The sequence below is a fragment of the Amycolatopsis pretoriensis genome, assembly GCF_900107925.1.
GTDB lineage: Bacteria > Actinomycetota > Actinomycetes > Mycobacteriales > Pseudonocardiaceae > Amycolatopsis > Amycolatopsis pretoriensis.
Map to the genome: position 1 here is coordinate 271,077 of NZ_FNUJ01000005.1, position 20,379 is coordinate 291,455.

Annotated in this window: 21 protein-coding genes and 1 tRNA gene; 13 read left to right on the forward strand and 9 right to left on the reverse strand. The window is 70.2% G+C overall.

Annotation, left to right across the window (positions count from 1 at the left end):
• The 3 genes from BLV96_RS22965 to BLV96_RS22975 are packed head-to-tail and all read left to right on the forward strand — an operon-like array spanning position 1 to position 2,718.
• Positions 1–1,335 (forward strand): hypothetical protein, encoded by a 1,335-nt coding sequence (locus BLV96_RS22965; protein WP_086682216.1) that lies wholly within the window; start codon positions 1–3, stop codon positions 1,333–1,335.
• Positions 1,332–1,760: a hypothetical protein gene (locus BLV96_RS22970; RefSeq protein WP_086682213.1), complete on the forward strand. Its 429-nt coding sequence runs from the start codon at positions 1,332–1,334 to the stop codon at positions 1,758–1,760. Before BLV96_RS22965 ends, BLV96_RS22970 begins: the two co-directional genes overlap by 4 nt.
• Complete coding sequence (locus BLV96_RS22975) at positions 1,750–2,718, forward strand: hypothetical protein (protein WP_086682210.1); 969 nt, start codon at positions 1,750–1,752, stop codon at positions 2,716–2,718. Before BLV96_RS22970 ends, BLV96_RS22975 begins: the two co-directional genes overlap by 11 nt.
• Here the strand turns inward: BLV96_RS22975 and glfT1 are convergent.
• Genes glfT1 through wzm form a run of 3 tightly spaced genes read right to left on the reverse strand, consistent with a single transcriptional unit; the run spans position 2,712 to position 5,386 of the window.
• Positions 2,712–3,620 carry a galactofuranosyltransferase GlfT1 gene (glfT1, locus tag BLV96_RS22980; RefSeq protein ID WP_167379702.1) on the reverse strand — a complete coding sequence of 303 codons (909 nt, stop codon included), beginning with the start codon at positions 3,618–3,620 and terminating at the stop codon, positions 2,712–2,714. The two genes, BLV96_RS22975 and glfT1, sit on opposite strands and share 7 nt — an antisense overlap.
• A complete protein-coding gene (gene wzt / locus BLV96_RS22985; RefSeq protein WP_086682204.1) occupies positions 3,620–4,435 on the reverse strand; it encodes a galactan export ABC transporter ATP-binding subunit Wzt/RfbE in 816 nt (271 codons plus the stop codon). Before wzt ends, glfT1 begins: the two co-directional genes overlap by 1 nt.
• A 3-nt stretch (positions 4,436–4,438) precedes the next feature.
• On the reverse strand, positions 4,439–5,386 hold the full coding sequence (wzm, locus tag BLV96_RS22990; RefSeq protein WP_086682201.1) for a galactan export ABC transporter permease subunit Wzm/RfbD: 948 nt from the start codon (positions 5,384–5,386) through the stop codon (positions 4,439–4,441).
• A 144-nt stretch (positions 5,387–5,530) separates the two neighbouring features.
• Between wzm and BLV96_RS22995 the strand changes: the two genes are divergently transcribed.
• Genes BLV96_RS22995 through pseI form a run of 4 tightly spaced genes read left to right on the forward strand, consistent with a single transcriptional unit; the run spans position 5,531 to position 8,153 of the window.
• Positions 5,531–6,157: a glycosyltransferase family 29 protein gene (locus BLV96_RS22995; protein ID WP_086682198.1), complete on the forward strand. Its 627-nt coding sequence runs from the start codon at positions 5,531–5,533 to the stop codon at positions 6,155–6,157.
• A gap of 31 nt (positions 6,158–6,188) precedes the next feature.
• On the forward strand, positions 6,189–6,623 hold the full coding sequence (locus tag BLV96_RS23000) for a hypothetical protein (RefSeq protein WP_086682195.1): 435 nt from the start codon (positions 6,189–6,191) through the stop codon (positions 6,621–6,623).
• Between the two features lies 1 nt (position 6,624).
• Positions 6,625–7,077 carry a GNAT family N-acetyltransferase gene (locus BLV96_RS23005; RefSeq protein WP_086682192.1) on the forward strand — a complete coding sequence of 151 codons (453 nt, stop codon included), beginning with the start codon at positions 6,625–6,627 and terminating at the stop codon, positions 7,075–7,077.
• A gap of 26 nt (positions 7,078–7,103) precedes the next feature.
• The gene (gene pseI / locus BLV96_RS23010) at positions 7,104–8,153 is read left to right on the forward strand and encodes a pseudaminic acid synthase (RefSeq protein ID WP_086682189.1); all 1,050 of its coding nucleotides are present in this window, start codon (positions 7,104–7,106) and stop codon (positions 8,151–8,153) included.
• Here the strand turns inward: pseI and pseC are convergent.
• Together pseC and pseB are read right to left on the reverse strand one after the other, a co-directional pair.
• Entirely contained in the window at positions 8,150–9,280 is a 1,131-nt protein-coding gene (pseC, locus tag BLV96_RS23015) for a UDP-4-amino-4,6-dideoxy-N-acetyl-beta-L-altrosamine transaminase (RefSeq protein ID WP_086682186.1), read from the reverse strand. The genes pseI and pseC overlap by 4 nt on opposite strands.
• On the reverse strand, positions 9,273–10,256 hold the full coding sequence (pseB, locus tag BLV96_RS23020; RefSeq protein WP_086682183.1) for a UDP-N-acetylglucosamine 4,6-dehydratase (inverting): 984 nt from the start codon (positions 10,254–10,256) through the stop codon (positions 9,273–9,275). The genes pseC and pseB overlap by 8 nt, the downstream gene beginning before the upstream one ends.
• A gap of 41 nt (positions 10,257–10,297) precedes the next feature.
• Here pseB and BLV96_RS23025 point away from each other — a divergent pair, with 41 nt between their 5' ends.
• The 3 genes from BLV96_RS23025 to BLV96_RS23035 are packed head-to-tail and all read left to right on the forward strand — an operon-like array spanning position 10,298 to position 13,162.
• On the forward strand, positions 10,298–11,044 hold the full coding sequence (locus BLV96_RS23025) for a cytidylyltransferase domain-containing protein (protein WP_208608300.1): 747 nt from the start codon (positions 10,298–10,300) through the stop codon (positions 11,042–11,044).
• Positions 11,041–12,000 carry a spore coat protein gene (locus tag BLV96_RS23030; RefSeq protein WP_086682178.1) on the forward strand — a complete coding sequence of 320 codons (960 nt, stop codon included), beginning with the start codon at positions 11,041–11,043 and terminating at the stop codon, positions 11,998–12,000. Before BLV96_RS23025 ends, BLV96_RS23030 begins: the two co-directional genes overlap by 4 nt.
• A 16-nt stretch (positions 12,001–12,016) precedes the next feature.
• A complete protein-coding gene (locus tag BLV96_RS23035; protein WP_086682175.1) occupies positions 12,017–13,162 on the forward strand; it encodes an epoxide hydrolase family protein in 1,146 nt (381 codons plus the stop codon).
• A gap of 539 nt (positions 13,163–13,701) precedes the next feature.
• Here the strand turns inward: BLV96_RS23035 and BLV96_RS23040 are convergent.
• Entirely contained in the window at positions 13,702–14,244 is a 543-nt protein-coding gene (locus BLV96_RS23040; RefSeq protein WP_086682172.1) for a bacterial proteasome activator family protein, read from the reverse strand.
• A gap of 134 nt (positions 14,245–14,378) precedes the next feature.
• Here BLV96_RS23040 and BLV96_RS23045 point away from each other — a divergent pair, with 134 nt between their 5' ends.
• Positions 14,379–15,578 (forward strand): cysteine desulfurase-like protein, encoded by a 1,200-nt coding sequence (locus BLV96_RS23045; RefSeq protein ID WP_086682167.1) that lies wholly within the window; start codon positions 14,379–14,381, stop codon positions 15,576–15,578.
• Here the strand turns inward: BLV96_RS23045 and BLV96_RS23050 are convergent.
• Entirely contained in the window at positions 15,575–16,552 is a 978-nt protein-coding gene (locus BLV96_RS23050) for an NAD(P)H-quinone oxidoreductase (protein ID WP_086682164.1), read from the reverse strand. The genes BLV96_RS23045 and BLV96_RS23050 overlap by 4 nt on opposite strands.
• Positions 16,553–16,634: 82 nt before the next feature.
• Here BLV96_RS23050 and BLV96_RS23055 point away from each other — a divergent pair, with 82 nt between their 5' ends.
• Entirely contained in the window at positions 16,635–18,176 is a 1,542-nt protein-coding gene (locus BLV96_RS23055) for a M28 family metallopeptidase (RefSeq protein ID WP_208608301.1), read from the forward strand.
• 50 nt (positions 18,177–18,226) lie between these two features.
• Here the strand turns inward: BLV96_RS23055 and ypfJ are convergent, their stop codons facing one another.
• Positions 18,227–19,159 (reverse strand): KPN_02809 family neutral zinc metallopeptidase, encoded by a 933-nt coding sequence (gene ypfJ, locus BLV96_RS23060; protein ID WP_086682161.1) that lies wholly within the window; start codon positions 19,157–19,159, stop codon positions 18,227–18,229.
• Between the two features lie 506 nt (positions 19,160–19,665).
• Here ypfJ and BLV96_RS23065 point away from each other — a divergent pair.
• On the forward strand, positions 19,666–20,139 hold the full coding sequence (locus BLV96_RS23065) for a MarR family winged helix-turn-helix transcriptional regulator (protein WP_208608302.1): 474 nt from the start codon (positions 19,666–19,668) through the stop codon (positions 20,137–20,139).
• 37 nt (positions 20,140–20,176) lie between these two features.
• Here BLV96_RS23065 and BLV96_RS23070 read toward each other — a convergent pair.
• Positions 20,177–20,263: transfer RNA gene (locus tag BLV96_RS23070), tRNA-Ser, on the reverse strand.
• Positions 20,264–20,379 lie beyond the last annotated feature (116 nt).

Sequence of the window (20,379 nt, forward strand, 5' to 3'; positions counted from 1 at the left end):
ATGGCGACCCACCACACGAGCACGCCTCACCACACGAGCACCCCGCACCACGTCGACACGACGCCGACGCACCACGAGACGCCGAACCCGCACCCCACCGAGCCCCGGCCCGCGCGCGAACCACACGCCCCGGCCGGCGGCCACGGCGGCGGGTACGGCGTCCACACGGACTCGCTCGGCACGATGGAAGGCCACCTCGGCCGCACGAAGGACAAGGTCCACGCGGTCGGCCAGACGGTGGCGGGAGCGAACTTCGGCGCGAAGTCGATGGGCGTGGTCGGCGCGGGCATGACGGGCACGCTCAACGGAACGGTGACCGCGGCCAAGGAGCACGTAGCCCGAGCGGGCAAGGCGGTCGAGGACGCGGGAGCGCGCACGAAGGCGGTCCGCGAGCACTACGAGACAACGGAAGCGAACAGCGCGGCCACGATCGCGGCGGCGGGCAAACCGGTCGACGCCCCCAAGCCGGCCGCAGCCGGCGGCGGCAACAACCCGCCCCCACCAGGGTCGAACCCGCCCCCGACGCACCCACCGGACGACGGCGGCGGGATGCACAACAACCAGGGCCACCACGCATCGGACGACGAGCTCAGAGGGCAGTACACCCGCGAGTCGATGCAGACGCGCCCGACCTCGACGGACAACCAGATCCGCGACGCGGCAAGCAGGTTGGGCTACGACCCGGACCAGCACCTGGCGATGACCCTCCAGCCAACGGCGGATCTGACCCCGGCCCAGCGAGCGGAGATCGTGGCGGTCCGCAACGAGCTGAAGGCCAACCCCGGCGAGATCATGACGAAGGTGGTCAAGCCGGAGATCGGCGAGGCCACCTTGGGCAACCAGGGCAGCTACGTGGACGGCCACAGCGGCAAGACGGAGCCGAATTACCCGACCTCGGTAGGTGGGTCGGTCGCTCGCGGCAGCGACACGGCGCAATACGGAACTCCGCAGGAGTTCCGGGACAAGCTGGCGCTCGACGACAAGGGTGCGGGGTGGACGCCGGTCAAGGCAGGGGCCGGCGAGGCCTACCAGCTGCGATTCCCGGCGGATCCGGATCCGAGGGCGATGGACATCAGCTACGGCGGTACCACGCAACGCGCGGCCGACGAGATGCAAGCTCTCTCCGGGTCGCCGCAGAACCGGCACTGGAACCCGCCGTTCCTGGGCACCGGCTACACCGGTGGAGGTGTGCCGGAATGGATGCACAACCCCACCGCTTACCGGAGTCGCGCCGAGATGTACCTGGTCCGCGCCGACGGTACGGAAGTGCTGGCCGGCGTGTACCTGAAAGACCGCGGCTGGTTCGATGTGCGAGGTGGAGGTGGTGGGGCGTGAGTGACATCCGGCGGATTTCGCCGACCGAATGGGTCGTGTACCGAGGCGAACGGTTCCCCGCCGAGATCACGTTGCCCGATCGTGCGGAGTTACGGCGCAAAGGTGCGGCAGCGGTGACCGTGCCCATCACGGAGCTGGACGAATGGTATTCGATCCGTACGTGGGGCACGTTCCTCGAGCACGAGTTCGAAGTGGTCGACGAGCGCGATGGCCGCTATTCGCTCTTCATGATGTCCGGCGACGGGAAGTGGGCGGAGCGGGTTTGGGCGGAGCCGGAAGCCCATCCCGAAGTCGCTTTCCAGCGGATGGACCGGATGACCTTCGTCGCTGTCGCTCCGAAGCACATGGTCACCGGCTTCCGCGAGGTGCGGTCCGACATCCTGCCGTCCTACGTGGCCCGACTGAAGGAAACCGATGAGTCCTGACGCTCCCGCTGGTCTCCTCGGCAGCACGGTCGTCCAGCTCCCGGTCAAACCCGGCCTGGTCGGCCTCTACCTGGGCAACGTCATCGTCCCCGGCCGCTTCGAACCGCACCGGATCCAGGGCTTCGCCGGCCGCGCCGAGGACGTCGCCGAACTCGACACCGCCGCCATGATCCGGAACTACGGCCTCGGGAAAATCCCCGGCTGGGGCCCGCTCGACCACCTCTACCTGCTCCGCTTCACCGCCGGCCACACGTTCCCGTTCCGCACCTCCTACGGCTCCACCGACCGGGAAATCGCGCACGAGCTGGGAATGGCCCGCGTGTACCCGCCGCCGTACCTCGGGACCGGGTACTTCCCCGGTGTCGACCACCCGCTGCCCGAATACGTCCTTCAGCTCACCGAAATCCCCGCCGGCGCCGAACTCCTCGTGCGTCGCGGCGACAACACCGAAGAACGGCTCGCGCAGTACCACTCCCGGAAGGTCGGCTGGATCCCCGACCAGAAGGACGTTTTCGGCGAGGCCGCCTTCTTCTCGCCGCCCGTTTCGCTGCCGCCGCTCGTGCGGCGCGGCTACACCGCCCGGTACCGCGGTGGTGACTTCGACGCCGAGTTCGCCGGGCCCGCGCGGGTCGTCCTGCACCCGCTTCCCGGCGCCGCCGCACCGGCGGACTTCGGGGAGACCTACGGCTTCCGGATGAAGGCCGTCGACCAGGTCGAGCTGGACGACCTGACCTTCGTGCGGACGCTGTGCCGGTGGCGCGGGGGCACATTCGAGCTCCTCGGCCGGACGCGCGACACTGCCGATCTGCACCTGGCCGACGAGGACTACCTCACCGCGCGCGACCTCGGGCTGTCCGAAGTGGACTACCGCGTGTGGCGGAAGACCGTGCCCGCCAACGAGCTCACCGACGTCCGGACGGAGTCCGTGCCGGTGCCGCTCGAAGGGCAGTTTCAGTAGCGGTAGAACTTCTCCGCGCGGCCCTGGCGCACCAGCTTCAGCCACTGCAGGAACGCCTTCGGGTCGCGCTTCACACCCACGAAGTACAGCCCGAACCGGAGGATCTCCAGCGCGCCGATCTTGCGCATCCCGGGCTGGGACAACAGGTACCCGCGGTTGCGGTACGTGTAGTACCGCTTGACCTCGTTCTCGGGGTCCTGCGCGTGGAACTTGCCGCCCAGCATCGGCTTGAACTCGTCTGAGCCGTCCGGGTGCAGGTACTTCGTCTTCAGCGACGTGCCGAACGGCAGCCCCGAGCGCGCGAGCCGGCGGTGCAGCTCGACCTCGTCGCCGCGGAAGAACAGGCGCAGGTCCGGCACGCCCACGACGTCCAAAGTGGACGATCGGAAGAGCGCGCCGTTCATCAGGGACGCGATGCCGGGCAGGAAGTCCACGCCCAGCTCCGACTGCGACCGCTTCCACGTCAACCCGCGACGCAGCGGGAACGCCAGCTTCTCCGGGGCGTCGATGTTGGACACCACCGGCGAAATCTCCGCCAGGCCCCGCTTTTCCGCCTCTTCCAGCAGGATCGCCAGCACGTTCTCATCGGCCGGGCGGCCGTCGTCGTCGGCCAGCCAGACCCAGTCCGCGCCCAGCGACAGCGCGTGCAGCATGCCGAGCGCGAACCCGCCCGCACCGCCGAGGTTGCGGTGCGACGGCAGGTACGTATGCGGCAGCGGGTAGTTCTCGACGACTTCGCGAGCGGAGTCGTCCGGCCCGTTGTCCACCACCACGAGGTGGTCGACCGGCCGGGTCTGGGCCGCGATGATCTTCAGCGAGTCCGCGAGCAGCTCCCGCCGGTGCCGCGTGACGACCACGCCGACGACCGCGCCGTCGGGCAGCTGCCGGGTCTCGCTGGCCATCATTCGCCGCCGTTCGTCGTCGCCACCGGCTCGATGCCCAGGCGCTGCAGCGTTTCCTTGCTCATGTCCTGGAAGGGGTCGCGGCCCTTGTAGCCGGTGAGGACGTCCCGCAGCGAGCCCTGCTGCTTGATGTGGCCTTCGTCCATCCACAGCGCCGAGTCGCACAGCTCGAAGAGGAACTCGTCGGCGTGGCTCGCGAACACCAGGATGCCCGAGCGCTTGACCAGGTCCTTGAGGCGGTCGCGCGCCTTGTTGAGGAACGCCGCGTCGACCGCGCCGATGCCCTCGTCGAGGATCAGGATCTCGGGGTCGATCGAGGTGACGACGCCGAGCGCGAGCCGCACGCGCATACCCGTGGAGTACGTCCGCAGCGGCATCTGCAGGTAGTCGCCGAGCTCGGTGAACTCCGCGATGTCGTCGACCCGCTTCTCCATCTCCTTGGCGGTCATGCCGAGGAAAAGGCCGCGGATGATGATGTTCTCCTCGCCGGAGATCTCCGGGTCCATGCCGATGCCGAGGTCGAAGACCGGGGCGATCTTGCCCTGGATCCGGGCGGAACCGCGGGTCGGCTCGTAGATGCCGGCGAGCAGCCGCAGCAGCGTGGACTTGCCCGCGCCGTTGTGCCCGACGAGCCCGACCCGGTCGCCTTCGCGGAGGTTGAGGGTCACGTCGTGCAGGGCTTCGATGATCGGCACCTTGGTGTCGGTGCCGATCTTGCCGCCGACCTTGCCGAGGACCCGCTTCTTCATCGACCGGGTCTTCGCGTCGAAGATCGGGAAGTCGACGAAGGCGTTGTGGACGTCAATGGAAACCATGTGTCACACCCAATAGGAGACGCGGGCACGGTAGTTGCGCATCGCGACGAGCGCGAGCGCCCACCCGACGACGGTGATGGCGCCGACCACGATCCAGTTCTCCGCGGAGAACTCCTGGCCCAGCAGCGGCGCGCGGACCACCTGCATGAAGTGGTAGAGCGGGTTCGCCTTGACGATCGGCAGGATCCACGAGATTTCCGAGCGCTGGCCGCCGGCGAGCAGCTGGTCGACCGGCCAGACGATCGGGGTGCCGTAGAACAGCAGCTGGATCAGCGAGTTGACCACCTGCGGGATGTCGCGGAAGCGGGTGGAGATGATGCCGAACAGCAGCGTCACCCAGGCGGCGTTGATCGCCAGCAGGAACAGGCCGGGGATGGCCAGCAGGATGGTCCAGCTCAGGCCCGGGTGGCAGATGCCACCGGGCTGGCACGCGCCGTTGCTCACCGAGTACTGGTTGCTGAGCGCGTTGAAGAAGATGATCAGGACGGCGACGTAGACGATCATGTTGTGGGCCAGCAGCAGGGTCTGCCGCCAGACCGTGCGCAGCATGTACACGCTCAGGGGCGCCGGGAGCTGCTTGATCAGCCCCTCGTTCGCGATGAACGTCTCCATGCCCTCGGAGAGGCACCCGCTGATGAAGCCCCAGATGATGAAGCCGGTGGAGATGTAGGGCAGGAAGACCTCGACGGGCACCTTGAACAGCTGCGAGTACAGCAGCCCGAGCCCGAGCGCGATCACGGCCTGGCTGATGGTGATCCAGAAGGGCCCGATCACCGAGCGGCGGTAGCGCTGCTTGATGTCCTGCCAGCCGAGGTGACCCCACAGCTCGCGGGCGGAGAAACCGGCCTTGATGTCGGCGAAGGCGCGCGCGAACGTCTTGCTGTCCGACGTCGGCGGCGCCGACGCGGCAACGGGGGAGTTCGCGGCCTGAACCGTGCTGGTGGCATGCACGTGGACGAGGGTACCGATGAGGTGAGCGGCGGCCGGGCCACCCCGCCCGTGTGGTAGACGTTAGGCACCGCTACGCGGCGGGGTGTGTCCAGCGTGCTGGTACTTTCTCGGCTTATGACTGCTGCTCTCGGCGCGGCGAGCTTGATGGTCAACCTGCTCGCGGCGTACGCCGACCGGCCCGAACCCCGTTCGGTGGCCGTCGTCGGAAACCAGCCGCTCCCGCCCGACCCCCAGCGGGCGAAGGCGATCGACGCGTGCGACCTGGTGATCCGGGTCAACGGCTTCGTCGTCGACAAACCGGGCGAGGAGATCGTCGGCTCGCGGACGCACGTCGTGGTGTTCAACCGGGCGATCCGGGCCACCCCGTACGTCTTCCAGGACTACCGCAGGCGCCTCTACCTGCTGGTCGAGCCCGGCCGGATGCACTGGGAGCCGGAGGACGTGCCGGGCTGGTGGCCCGCCGACCTCGGCGCGGTCCCGGTGTCGAACCGCGAGGTCGTGCTGCCGCTGTCGGACGCGCTGGGCCTGCCGACGCGCGACGAGCCGACGTGGTCGACCACCGGCACGCTGGCCGCCTGGATCGCGCGGACGTCGTTCCCGACCGCGCAGCTCGTGCTCACCGGGTTCTCGTTCATCGACAACCCGGACCAGACGTCGTGGGAGCACGCCGCGGGCGACTCCTGCATCGTCGGCCCGGAGCACCAGATCGCCGCCGAGGGGCGGCTGCTGGACTCCTGGACCAAGACCGGCGACACCACCCTCCTGCGCTAGCCGCGCGTCCCCACCCACGTAAGGACCACCCATGGCAATGCAGAAGCTCGGCAGAGGCCTCGTCGGCCGGATCGCCCGGCTCATCGACTTCCGGGTCGACGACCGCACGCGCGGACTGGCCGAGCGCGTCAACAACCTCGAGCACGCCACCGCCGACCACCGGCGCCGGCTGGACAACGCCGAGCACAGCCTCGAGCAGGCCCGCGGCGACCTGCGCTGGACGCGCGCCGAGCTCGACCGGCTGATCCCGCACGTCGCCGCGCAGGAAGGCCGGCTGGAGACGCTGCGCGAGTCGATGTCGCTGGTGCCGAAGGCCGATTCGGCGGAGATGGCCGAGGCCCGCACGCTGATCGAGGAGATCCAGCGCCAGCACGCCCAGATCCGCGTCCGGCTGGCGGGCATCTCCCGCTACGAGGACCGGCTGCGCCGCCTCGAGGACCGGGTCGAAGAGCCCGTCAGCCAGTAGGTTGCGCGCCCGGGAAGCCACCGAAGCCGACGCCGAGCTGCTGCTCGGCTGGCGCAACGACCCGCGGACGCGGCAGTCGTCACGCTCGACGGCGGTGGTTTCCCTGGACGAGCACCTCGCGTGGCTGCGCGGGGTGCTCGCGGACCCCTCGCGGCTGCTGCTCGTCGTGGAGCACGAAGAGGCGCCGGTCGGCACCGTCCGGTTCGACCGGCGCGACGGCGACGGCTGGGAGGTCAGCATCACGCTCGCCCCCGAAAGCCGCGGCCGTGGCCTGTCCGGCGCGGTGCTCGCCGAGGGGGAGCGGACGGCCCGGGAGCGCCTCGGCGTGCGGGTCGTGTTCGCCGCCGTCCACCAGGACAACACCGCTTCGGCGAAGCTCTTCGAGCGTGCCGGCTACGCCGAAGCCGCGCCTGCCGTCAGCGGCTTCCGGCAGCTGCGCAAGACTCTGAGCTGACCCGCAGTCCACCCCGGGGAGGCACCATGCACGACATCCGGTTCGGCGCGCACACGATCGGCCCCGGTCACGCGCCGTTCGTCATCGCCGAGATGTCCGGCAACCACAACGGCGACCTCGACCGGGCGCTGCAGATCATCGACGTCATCGCCGAGACCGGCGCGCAGGCGGTCAAGCTGCAGACCTACCGCCCCGACACGATCACGATCGACGTCGACACCCCGGCGTTCCGGATCGGGGACTCGCATTCCCTCTGGGGCGGCGAGAATCTGTACAAACTGTACGAAAAGGCCCACACGCCGTGGGAGTGGCACGCGCCGCTCTTCGAACGCGCCCGTGCTCGCGGGCTGGAGATCTTCTCGAGCCCGTTCGACCCGACCGCGGTCGAGCTGCTGGAGTCGCTCGACGCGCCCGCGTACAAGATCGCGTCGTCGGAGATCGTCGACCTGCCGCTGATCGAGCTGTGCGCCCGCACCGGCAAGCCGCTGGTCATCTCGACCGGCATGGCGAACGTCGCGGAGATCGACGCGGCGGTCCGCACCGCCCGCGAGGCGGGCAACGAGCAGCTCATCGTGCTCGGCTGCACCGCGAGCTACCCGGCGTCGCCGACCGAGAGCAACCTGCGCGGCCTGCCGCTGCTCGCGGGCCTGACGCAGACGCTGGTGGGTCTGTCCGACCACACCCCGGGCATCGGGGCGCCGGTCGCGGCCGTCGCGCTAGGCGCGGTGGCCATCGAGAAGCACGTCACGCTGGCCCGGGCCGACGGCGGCGTCGACTCCGAGTTCTCGCTGGAGCCGTCGGAGCTGGCCGCCCTGGTCACCGAGACGCACCGCGCGTGGGAAGCACTGGGGCAGCCGGTGCTGGGCCCGCGCGAGAGCGAGAAGGAGGGCCTGCGGCTGCGCCGGTCCCTCTACGTCGTCGAGGACGTGCGTGCGGGCGACGAGGTGACCGCGGCGAACGTCCGCTCGATCCGGCCCGCGGGTGGCTTGGCACCGGCCGAAATCACCAAGGTCGTGGGGCGCACCTTCCGCGTCGACGCCGCGAAGGGCACGCCCCTGACCTGGGACCTGCTCTAGAAGAACGCGCGCACGGCGTCGACGACGCGGTCGACGTCGGCGTCCGTCAGCGACGGGAACAGCGGCAGCGACAGCTCCTGCTCGTAGTACGCCTCGGCGTTCGGGCAGAGGCCGCGCCGGTAGCCGAGGTCCTCGAACACCGGGTGCCAGTACGCCGGGATGTAGTTCACCTGGACGCCGATGCCGGCCCCGCGCAGGTGCTCGAACAGCGCCTTGCGGCGGCCTTCGAGGACCCGCAGCGGGTAGAGGTGCCACACGGGATCGGCGCCCGGGCGGCTCGGCGGCGTCGCCACGCCGTCGAGGTCGGCCAGCGCCGCGTTGTAGCGGGCGTGGATCTCGGCGCGGCGCTTCTTGAACTCGGCCAGCCGGGTGAGCTGGCTGGACCCGAGTGCGCAGAGGACGTCCGGCAGGCGGTAGTTCAGGCCGAACTCGTGCACTTCCTGGTGCCAGCCGCCCTCGTCGGGGTAGCGCTGCTCGGCGCGGTCGCGGACCAGGCCGTGGTTGCGGAACTTCCGCGCCCGGTCGAGCAGCTTTTCGTCCGGCGTGACGACGGCGCCACCTTCGGCCGTCGTGAGGTTCTTCGTCGGGAAGAACGAGAACGTCGTCAGGTCGGCGATCGAGCCCACCGGACGGCCCTGCCAGGAGCCGCCGACGGAGTGCGCCGCGTCCTCCAGCAGCAGCGCGCCGGCGCCGTGGGCGATCTCGGCGAGTGCGTCCAGCTCGGCTGGGTGCCCGGCGTAGTCGACGGCGGCGATGACCTTCGTGCGGTCGGTCACCGCCGCTTTCGCCGCCTCGACGTCGAGGTTGCCGGTGTCCGCCTCGACGTCGGCGAAGACCACCTTGGCGCCGTGCAGCGCGGCGGTCGCGGCGGTGGCGACGAATGTCATCGGCGACGCGACGACCTCGTCACCGGCCTTGATGCCGGCGGCCGCGTAGGCGACGTGCAGCGCCGCCGTGCCCGAGGTCACGGCGACGGCCGGTGTCCCGCCGGTGTGCGCCGCGAGGTCCGTCTCGAACTGCTGGACCGCGGGGCCGGTGGTCAGCCAGTCGCCGCGCAGCACGTCGACGACGGCCTGGATGTCCTCGTCGCTGATCGACTGGCGGCCGTAGGGGAGGAAGTCAGGCATGCTGCTCGACCAGTTCGCGCAGCTCCTCGCCGTTCAGCCAGAGGTCGTTGGTGTCCGAGCGGTAGGCGAAGCCCTCCGGCATCGGCGTGCCGTCCGCCGGCGGCTGGAAGCCCCAGCCGGCCAGGTGCGGCTGCACGACGTAGCGGTCCTTGAGCTGGACCGTCCGGCGCGCGTCGTCCGGGGCGATCATCTCCTCGTGCAGCTTCTCGCCCGGGCGGATGCCGACCTCGTGCATCTCGCTGCCCGGCGCGATCGCCTGGGCCAGGTCGACCAGCCGCATGCTGGGGATCCGCGGCACGTACAGCTCGCCGCCGTGCATCTGGTCGAACGAGTCGACGACGAACCGGACGGCCTGGGGGAGCGTGATCCAGAACCGGGTCATGTCCTTGTGCGTGATCGGCAGCGACTCGCCCTGCTCGGCCAGCTTGCGGAAGAACGGGATGACGCTGCCGCGCGAGCCCATCACGTTGCCGTAGCGGACCACGGAGAAGCGCGTCACGTGCGCGGCCGCGTAGTGGTTGCCGCTGATGAACATCCGGTCGGCGCACAGCTTGGTGGCGCCGTAGAGGTTGATCGGGCTGGACGCCTTGTCCGTCGACAGCGCGACGACCTTCTTGACGCCGGTGTCGATCGCGGCCTCGATCACGTTCTGCGAGCCCACGACGTTGGTCTGGACGAATTCGAACGGGTTGTACTCGCCGGTGTCGACCTGCTTGAGCGCGGCGGCGTGCACGACGTAGTCGACGCCGTGCATGGCGCGCTCCAGCCGGCGCCGGTCGCGGATGTCGCCGATGAACCAGCGCAGGCGCGGGTCGTCGTTGAACAGCTGCCGGGCTTCGTACTGCTTCAGCTCGTCGCGGGAGAGCACGACCAGCCGGCTCGGGTTCAGTTCGGCGAGCGCGTGCGCGATGAACGCCTTGCCGAAGGAACCGGTCCCGCCGGTGAGCAGGATGCTGGAGCCATCCAGCTCGGACATCGTTGACCTCCGCGTTTCGGTGACTGTGGCCGTCGGCCATCATGTCACCCATGCGTGAAGCGCCCGTGGTCAACGCCGTCATCCAGGCCCGGTCGTCGTCGACCAGGCTCCCGGGCAAGGTGCTGCGCCCGCTCGGCGGCCGCAGCGTGCTGGGCTGGGTGGTCCGGGCCGCGGCGGCCGCGTCCGGCGTCGACCAGGTGGTCGTCGCGACCTCTTCGGACGCTTCGGACGACGACGTCGCTCTCGAAGCCGCCCGCTGCGGTGCCGTGGTGGTCCGGGGGCCTTTGGACGACGTCCTCGAGCGGTTCGCGGTGGCGTTGCGTGAGCACCCCGCCGACGCCGTGATCAGGCTCACCGCGGACTGCCCGCTGCTCGACCCGGCGTTGATCGGCCGGCTCGCGACGCTGTGGCGGGCCGAGCCGTCGCTGGACTACGTGAGCACGACGCTCGTCCGGACGCTGCCACGCGGGTTCGACGCCGAGCTGGTGCGCGCTTCCGTGCTGGCCGAGCAGGTCGCCTCCGCGACCGGCGCGGACCGCGAGCACGTGACTTCGGGGATCTATTCGCAGCCTTCGCGCTATTCGTGCAGCGGCGTCGTGGTGAGTCCGGCCGCCGACGACCTGCGCGTGACGCTCGACACCGCCGAGGACTGGGAGCTGCTGACCGCTTTGGTGGCCGAACTCGGCGACGGCGTCGGCGACTGGCGCGCGGTCGTCGGGCTGCTGCGGTCGCGGCCGGACCTGGTGGCGCTGAACGCGCACGTCGAGCAGAAGAAGGTCGGTTCGTGAGGTTGCTGCTGCGCGCGGACGCCTCGGCGTCGATCGGCGCGGGGCACGTCGCGCGGATGGTCGCCTACGCCGAGCGGGCGGTGGCGCGGGGCTGGTTCGTCGCTTTCTCGGGCAGCGTCGACGGTGTCGGGTGGCTCGCTTCGCGCTTCGACGAGCTGGGCGTCACGCGGGTAGCTTTCGACGCTTCCGGGTTCGACGCGGTGGTCGTCGACCACTACGGCCTCGGTGACCTGCGGAGCGAGGTCAACGCTTCGGGCGCGCTGCTGGTGTCGATCGAGGACGACGTGTTCGGTCGGCGGCCCGCGGACATCGTCGTCGACTCGGGGTTCGCGCCTTCGTCCCGGCCCGAGGACGGCTCGGACGTCCTGCTGCGCGGTATCGCGTACGCGCCGCTGCGGGACGTCGTGCGGTCTGTGCGCCGGGTGCCCGCCGGGCCGCCGCCGCACGTCACGGTGGCCCTCGGCGGCGGCGACCAGTGGGCGCCCACGGTCGGGTTGCTGCTTCGCGCGCTTCGCGACACGGAGCTGCCCTTCGCGGCGGACGTGCTGGTGCGCGGCGAACCGTCGCTGCCCGCTCTGCGGCCGGGCCAGTCGGTCCGGATCGCGGCGCCGAGCCCCGCGCTGCTGGAGCTGTTCGCGACGACGGACGTCGCGGTGAGCGCGGCCGGGGTGACGTTCGTGGAGCTGTGCTGCCTCGGCGTCCCGACGGCCGCGGTGCGGCTGGTGGACAACCAGGAGCCGGGCTACCGGGCGGCGCTGGACCTCGGTTTGGCGGTGGGTCTCGGCCCCGCCGAATCCCTTTCTTCGCGGCTGCCGGCGGTGACGGAAGTGCTGCGGTCGCTGTTGTCCGACGCGGCGCTCCGCGAGCGGTTGTCGGCGACGGCGTCGTCCACAGTGGACGGCCGGGGCGTGGACCGGGTACTGGATCGCCTCGAGGACCGGATCTGTCCGCGATAGCTCCTACTGTCGGGATATGACGATCACGCCGTTCCGCATCGACGTTCCCCAAGCCGATCTCGACGATCTCCGCGCGCGCCTGGCGAACACGCGTTGGCCCGATCAGCCCGCCGACGCCGGCTGGCGGCTCGGGGCGCCGGTCGACTACGTGCGTGAGCTCGCCGAATACTGGCGCACGGGCTTCGACTGGCGGGCGCAAGAGGAGCGCATCAACGGCTTCCCGCAGTTCACGACTTTCATCGACGGCACGACGGTGCACTTCCTGCACGTAGTTTCCCCGGAGCATGGCGCGACACCGGTGCTGCTGACGCACGGCTGGCCGGGTTCGATCGTCGAGTTCCTGGACGTGATCGGGCCCCTGACGGACCCGCGCGCTTACGGCGGCGACCCGGCAGACGCGGTGACGGTGGTCGTGCCGTCGATCCCGGGCTACGGCTTCTCGGGCCCGACGCCGACGCCGGACTGGGGACCGGACCGGATCGCGCGGGCGTTCGCCACGCTGATGACGCTGCTGGGTTACGAGCGCTTCGGCGCCCACGGCGGCGACTGGGGCGCGACCATCTCGCGCGAGCTGGCGGTCCAGTTCCCGTCGCGGCTGCTGGGGATCCACGTGACGATGCTGGCGTCGGCGGTGGCGCGTTCGTCGGCGGACCTGGAGGGCTTGACGGGCGACGAGCTGGCCGCCGGCCGCCGGTCGCTGGAGAAGGGCCAGGCGTTCTCGGCATCGGGCACGGGGTACGCGATCCTCCAGGCGACGAAGCCGCAAACGCTTGCGTACGGCCTGCACGACTCCCCGGCGGGCCAGCTGGCGTGGATCGCGGAGAAGTTCCGTTCGTTCTCGAACACGTCAGGAGACCTGATCGACCGCGACGACCTGCTGGCGGACGTGTCGATCTACTGGTTCACGGAGACGGCGAACTCCTCGGCCCGCCTGTACGCGGCGCTCACGGGAGGGTGGGGAGCACCCCCGGCGCCGAACCCGGTCCCGACGGGAGTGGCGGTCTTCCCGGACGACATCGGTCTGCCGATCCGGACGCTGGCGGAGCGAACGGACAAGATCGTGCGCTGGACGGAGTTCCCGAGGGGCGGGCACTTCCCGGCGCTGGAGGAACCGGACGCCTTGATCGGCGACATCCGGGAGTTCTTCCGCTCACTGGGCTGAGGGCCACAGGCCGGCGGTCGGTTGGTGCTCGCGGGCCGGTCCCGGCTGGTGGCGATCCGATCCCGTTCCTCCAGATTCACAAACCGGGGACGAGCACTGTCGACGCCGCAGCGGCAGGGGCGTTTCGCGGTCCAGCTGATTCCGGCTCGCCGGACCGCCTCCCGATCCCTGCCCCATCAACACACGGAAGCGGCCGCCGCTGCGGCCGACGCCAGGACCGATCCCAGCGAATGCCGCATCCCGCGCTGATTCCGCGGGGCACATATCTATGCCAGGTATTCACGCAGGTCAGCTACCTGATCGAGGTCGCTGGAGGCCAGTCGGGGCCAGTACGGCGGGGGTGCGAGACGACGCAGCAGTAGGCACGGCTGTTTGCAGATCATGGGCCACAGGCCGGGAAAGCGGCCCCCGCCCTTCCCTGGGGGCCGTCCCCTTGGCCAGTCTATCGGCGCGCCCGGACGAAACTCGCTGCCGAGCGAGTTATCCACAGGGGTTGTCCACATCCCCCTCGGTCTGTGGACAACCCCCGGGACAAACCCTCAGAGGTACTGGCCCCCGGGCCCATGCGGCTCAAGACCCCCACCGCCGGCCGAAGGCCCGGCCGGCAAGCCGCGCCGCATCTGCTCCAGCTGGACCCGGGCCGCCATCTGCTGGGCGAACAGCGCCGTCTGGATTCCGCTGAACAACCCCTCCAGCCACCCCACCAGCTGCGCCTGGGCGATCCGCAGCTCGGCGTCCGACGGGGTCGAGTCGTCCGTGAACGGGCGGACCAGCCTCTCCAGCTCGTCCTGGAGCTCCGGGGCCAGCGAGGCCGCCAGCTCCTTCACCGACGTCTGGTGGATCTCGCGCACCCGGTTGCGGGACGCGTCGTCCAGCGGGGCCGCGCGGACCTCCTCCAGCAGCTGCTTGATCATCGTGCCGATGCGCATCACCTTGGCCGGCTCTTCGATGAGCTCGCCCACCGCCTCGGCGTGCTCCGCGCCCTCGAGCGGCGAGCCGTCCTGCCCGACTACCACCACGTGGGGTGAAGATTCGTTGCTCGCGTCACCCGCTGTGAAGTTCGGCTCGGTCATGTGCTCCATCCTGGCTTGCGTTCGCCACGCTCCGCGACACCCGCGGGGTGTCCGTCTCCGAGCGTAGCCGTAAACCGGGTTCCCGGTGGCTCTCCACCCAACCCCGGACGCACGGCGAAACCGCACGTCCGTACGGTGTCCCCATGGCGTTCGACGTCGCTCGTATCCGTGGGCTCTTTCCCGCGCTGGGTGACGGCTGGATTCACTTCGACGGCGCCGCCGGAATGCTGGTCCCGGAACAGGTCGCTTCGGCCGTTTCCACGGCGATGCGCGCCCCGGTGTCCGGGCCGGGCGGAGCGTTTCCGGCCTCACAGCGCGCGGAAAGCATCGTGACCGCGGCCCGCAGGGCCGTGGCCGACCTGGTCGGGGCCGACCCGGCCGCCGTCGTGCTCGGACCCAGCTCACCGGTGATGCTGCGCCGCCTCTGCGACGCGCTCGCCGAGCGCTGGACCATCGGCGACGAAGTCGTCGTGTCGAGGCTCGACGAACAGGCCAACCTCGCGCCGTGGCAGCGGGCCGCGAAGCGCGTCGGCGCCGTCGTGCGCTGGGGTGAGATCGACATTGAAACGTGCGAACTTCCCGCGTGGCAGTACGAGCAGCTTGTGTCGGCGCGCACCAAGGCCGTCGCGGTCACGCTCGCGTCCGGGTCCGTCGGCACCCGGCCCGACGTGCCGACCATCATCGAGTTCGCCAAGCGGGTCGGCGCGCTCGTCGTCGTCGACGCCACCTACGCCGCGCCCTTCCTGCCGCTGGACATCACCGCGCTCGGCGCCGACGTCATGGTCGTGTCCGCCCAGGCCTGGGGCGGCCCGTCGGTGGGCGCGCTCGTCTTCCGCGACCCCGAGCTGATCGAACGGATCCCGTCGGTCTCGCTCGACCCGATGGCACGCGGTGCCGCCCGGCTCGAACTCGGGCCGCACGCCTACCCGCTGCTGGCCGGGCTGATCGCGTCGATCGACTACCTCGCGGGCCTCGACGACGCCGCGTCCGGGTCTCGCCGCGAGCGGCTGGTCACCTCGCTCGGCTCGGCGAAGTCGTACCACGCCGGCCTGCTCGCGCAGCTGTCGACGGAACTGCTGTCGCTGCGGCACATCATGGTCATCGGCAACGCCATGCGCCGCATCCCCGCGCTCGCCTTCGCCGTCGCCGGCAAAAAAGCACCCGAGGTCGCCGAATACCTGGCGTCGCAAGGGTTGTGCGCCTTCGCCGATGACGGCGCGGCGGGCGTCTTCGCGTCACTGGGTGTCGGAGAAGTGGGCGGCGCCGTGCGGATCGGGCTCGCCCACTACTCCAACGTCTTCGAGATCAACCAGCTCGTGAGGGTCCTCGAAGAACTGCGTTAGGACTTCGCGGCCAGCAGGACCTTGCCGAACACCGAGCCTTCTTCCAGGATCCGGTGCGCGTTCGCGGCTTCGGCCATCGGTACGACCTGCCCGACGATCGGCTTGACGAGACCGTCGGAAACCAGCGGCCACAGGCGTTCCCGGACGTCGGCGACGATCGCCGCCTTCTGGTCCAGCGGCCGGAAGCGCAGGCCCGCCGCGAACACCGACGCCCGCTTGCCGAGCAGTGAGCCGACGTTCAGCTCGCCCTTCACCCCGCCCTGCATGCCGATGATCACCAGGCGCCCGTCCTGCTGCAGCGCGTCGACGTTGCGCTGCAGGTAGGACGCGCCCATGTTGTCGAGGATGACGTTCGCGCCACCCGTCTCGGCCTTGAGGACCTCGACGAAGTCCTGGTCCTTGTAGTTGATCGTGAGGTCGGCGCCGAGCTGGCGGCAGCTTTCGAGGCGGTCGGCCGAACCCGCGGTGACGGCGACGGTCGCGCCCAGCGCCTTGCCGACCTGGATGGCGTGCGTGCCGATGCCGCCGGCGCCGCCGTGGACCAGCAGCACCTCGCCTTCGGTGAGCTTCGCGTGCATCACGACGTTCGCCCACACCGTGCACGCCACCTCGGGCAGCGCGGCCGCGGTGATCAGGTCGATCTCGCCGGGCACCGGCAGCAGCTGCCCGGCCGGGATGACGGCCTTCTCCGCGTAGCCGCCGCCGGCGAGCAGCGCGCAGACCTCGTCGCCGACGTTCCACCCTTCGACGCCTTCGCCGAGTTCCGCGATCGTGCCGGAGCACTCCAGGCCGATCGTTTCGCTCGCGCCGGGCGGCGGCGGGTAGTGGCCCTGGCGCTGCAGGAGGTCCGCCCGGTTCACCGCACTCGCCGCGACGTCCACCAGCACCTCGCCGGGGCCGGGCCGCGGATCCGCGACCTCCGCCCACTCGAGAACTTCCGGGTCACCTGGTTCACGGATGGTGATCGCGTACATGTGTCGACTGTATACCGGGCGGCGAACTTCCCGCCGAATGACGCATTGACGTCCTTCGCAATCGGAACAAAGGTGAGCAACCATGTCACTCTTCCGAAAGAGAACCCTCCCGCCGGTGGCCCTGGCCGCCTGCGCGACGCTGGCGCTCGGACTGACCCCGGCCGCCGCGGCGAACACGGTCCCCGACGGTCCTGCCCTGGCGAAACAGCTCGTCAAGAAGGTCGACGTCAACGGCGTCAACCGGCACCTGATCGCCCTCCAGCGGATCGCCGACACCAACGGCGGCACCCGGGCGGCGAGCACCGCGGGCCACCAGAAGTCCGCCGAGTACATCGCGACGAAGCTCGAGGCGGCCGGCTTCCAGGTCACCCGCCAGGAGTTCCCGTTCACCTACGCCGAGACCCTGGCCGAGAAGCTGACCGCAGGCGGTCAAAACGTCCCGGTGATCGCGATGGAGTACACCGTCTCGACCCCCGTCGGCGGCATCACCGCGCCGCTCGCCGTGATCCCGGTCGACGACACCAGCGGCTGCGAGGCCACCGACTACACCGCGGACGTCGCCGGCAAGATCGCGCTGATCAAGCGCGGCGGCTGCTCGTTCGCGCAGAAGCAGGAGACCGCCGCGGCGGCGGGCGCGATCGGTGCCATCGTCTACAACAACACCGACGGCGACCTGAACGGGACTCTGGGGGATCCGGCCGTCGCGAAGATCCCGACCGGGGGCGTGACCGCGGCGAACGGGGCGCAGCTGGCCACCCTCGCCGGGCAGCCGGTGACGCTGGAGCTGCGCGCGTTCCAGGAGGCGCGGACCAGCTACAACGTCATCGCCGAGACCAAGACCGGCCGCAAGGACAACGTCGTGATGCTGGGGTCGCACCTCGACAGCGTCCCGGCCGGCCCGGGCATCAACGACAACGGCAGCGGCTCGGCGACCCTGCTCGAGACGGCGCTGCAGCTGGGGAGCAGCCCGAAGGTCAACAACGCCGTCCGCTTCGGCTTCTGGAGCGCGGAGGAGTTCGGCCTGATCGGCTCGACCTACTACGTCGACCAGCTGCCCTTCGAGCAGCAGCTGGACATCGCGCTGTACCTGAACTTCGACATGATCGGCTCGCCGAACGCCGGGTACTTCGCCTACGACGGTGACAACTCCGACGGCGTCGGCGCGGGCGCGGGCCCGTACGGCTCGGCGCAGATCGAAAAGACCTTCGTCGACTTCATGCAGGCCGCGCGGGGCGTGTCCCTCGAGGGCACCGACTTCACCGGGCGCTCGGACTACGGCGAGTTCATCGCCGTCGGCATCCCGGCCGGCGGCCTGGACACCGGCGCCGAGGTGCTGAAGACCCCGGCGCAGGCGGCGAAGTGGGGCGGCACGGCCGGCATCGCGTTCGACCCGTGCTACCACCAGGCCTGTGACAACCTGGGCAACATCGACCGGGTCGCGCTGGACCGCAACGCCGACGGCGTCGCGTGGGCCCTCGGCGTCTACGCGACGAGCACCGAGAGCGTCAACGGCGTGAAGCCGGGCAAGAGCAAGACGGCCAAGCAGAAGGCCGCCGAACGCGGTGCGCAGCGGAACTTCTCCGCCCGCGCCGTCGCCGGTGACCCGCACGCGCTGACCGCGTAACCACACGAAAAAGGGGCCGTCCCGCGCTGGGACGGCCCCTTTTTTTCGTCCTAGCCCAGGTTGTTCGTGCCGAAGGTGTCGCAGCGGGCCGGGTCGCCGGTCTGGAAGCCGGTGGTGAACCACTTCTTGCGCTGCGCGGACGTGCCGTGGGTGAACTTCGAGCGGTCGACCTGGCCGCCGCCGAGGTTCTGCTGGATGTAGTCGTCGCCGATGCGGGACGCGGTGTCCAGCGCGGAGTTGATGTCGTCCTGCGTGACGTCGGTGATCAGCGGCTTGCCGTTCTCGGTCGGCGTCGTCGAGGCGTGGTTGGCCCAGACGCCGGCGTAGCAGTCGGCCTGCAGTTCCAGGCGCACCGAACCGGACGTCGGGCCGGTGCCGGTGCCCTTCTTCGACGTGCCGAGCAGGTTCTGCACGTGGTGGCCGTACTCGTGCGCGAGGACGTACGCCTCGGTGAAGAGGCCACCCTGCGCGCCGAAGCGGGTCTTCAGCTCGTCGAAGAAGGAGAGGTCGATGTAGACCTCGGAGTCGGCCGGGCAGTAGAACGGGCCGGTGTCGGAGGTGGCGCTGCCGCAACCGGTGCGGACGCCGCCGTTGAAGAAGTTCGTCGGCGCCTTGCGGTAGGTCGAACCGGAGCGGGAGAACTGCTGCGTCCAGTAGTCCTGGACGGAGTTGACGATCGCGACGATCGCGCAGTCGTGGTTCTTGTTGGCGTCCGCGCCGGTCTTGCACTCGCTCGACAGCTTCGAGTTGTCGACCTGCTGACCGGAGCCGACGCCACTGAGCCCGCCGCTCAGGCCGTTGCCGCCGCCCAGGCTCACCCCGCCGAGCTGGGAGAGCACGAAGTAGATGATCAGCCCGACGACGCCGAGCCCGCCACCGCCGAGCGCAACGCGGCCGCCGATCCCGCCGCCGCCGCCTCCACCGCTTCCGCGCAGGTCCTGGACTTCGGAGGCGTCCAGGCCGGCGTCGTCGTCGAATCTCACCCGCGAATATTAACGAGCCTGGGCCCGGCCGTCGCGCTGACGGCCGCACCCAGGCTCTTGTACCGAGGTTTGTCTTTGGTCGAGCGGTTGGCCGCGTGGGGCCGGCGTTCAGGCGCTGTCGTCACGACTGCCGAGGTCGTGACCCGATACAGGCCCGATCGACGCCGTATGCGTGAACGCATGGAAGCCCGCGCGTGTGGCTGTCCTCAATCGCGCCCGGCCCGTTCTTGAGCCGTTCCGGTCGCGGGGCGCAGCCGGCGGTCAACCGCGAGGATCACCCGCCACGCAACCACCTGACCTCTCCCGGCGGCGAGCCGGGCCGGCACGTCACCGTCGCCGCGCCTTACCCTGGCCGACCATCCGCCGACAAGCAGAATGCGCCTTTTCCGGCCGAGTCTCAACCTTTTCGTAACCCCACCTTCGGGCGATGTTGCGGGGACGTTTTCACCCGCACGCAGTTCGGACTCGGACCGCGCGGTCCCTTGATCAGCGTTCTAGGCTGCCTTATGACCGAGGAGCCGCCCGTGCGTTGGTTGAACGAAGCCGAGATGGCTGCCTGGCGCTCCTACATCGTCGCGACCCTGCGCCTCCGGCAGCGGCTGCACCGCGAACTGGCCGACCGCCACGACGTGTCGCTCACCGACTACGAGGTGCTCGTCTGCCTGGAGATGCAGGCCGGCCACCGGATGCGGATGTCGGAGCTGGCGGTCCTGATGGGATCGACGAAGAGCCGGCTGTCCCACCAGGTCGGCCGCCTCGAGGACGCGGGCGTGGTCCGGCGCGTGCGCGACCCGGAGGACAAGCGCGGCGTCATCACGGAACTGACGCAAGAGGGCAAGGCCCTGCTGGAAAAGGCGGCGCCGACGCACGTGGAAGGGGTGCGCGAGCACCTGATCGACCTGCTGAGCCCCGAAGAACAGGCGACGATCGCGGCGGCGTTCGACCGGGTCTTCGAGCACCTGGAGCAGGTGGAGGGCTGAAACCCGGGCGCGGCTACTTCGCGCCCGGGGGCCGGAGCGGTAGCGGTGGGATTCGAACCCACGGAGAGGTTGCCCCCTCGCATGTTTTCAAGACATGTTCCTTCGGCCGCTCGGACACGCTACCTCGCCCCACGAGGGTAGCCGACGAGGTCGGCGCCGTTGCCCGGGTGGGCTTCCCGCCGCGGAACGCGCCGGCCTCGGCGGGGCCGGTGTGATCGCCGGAGCGTGGGCGGCGGGCCG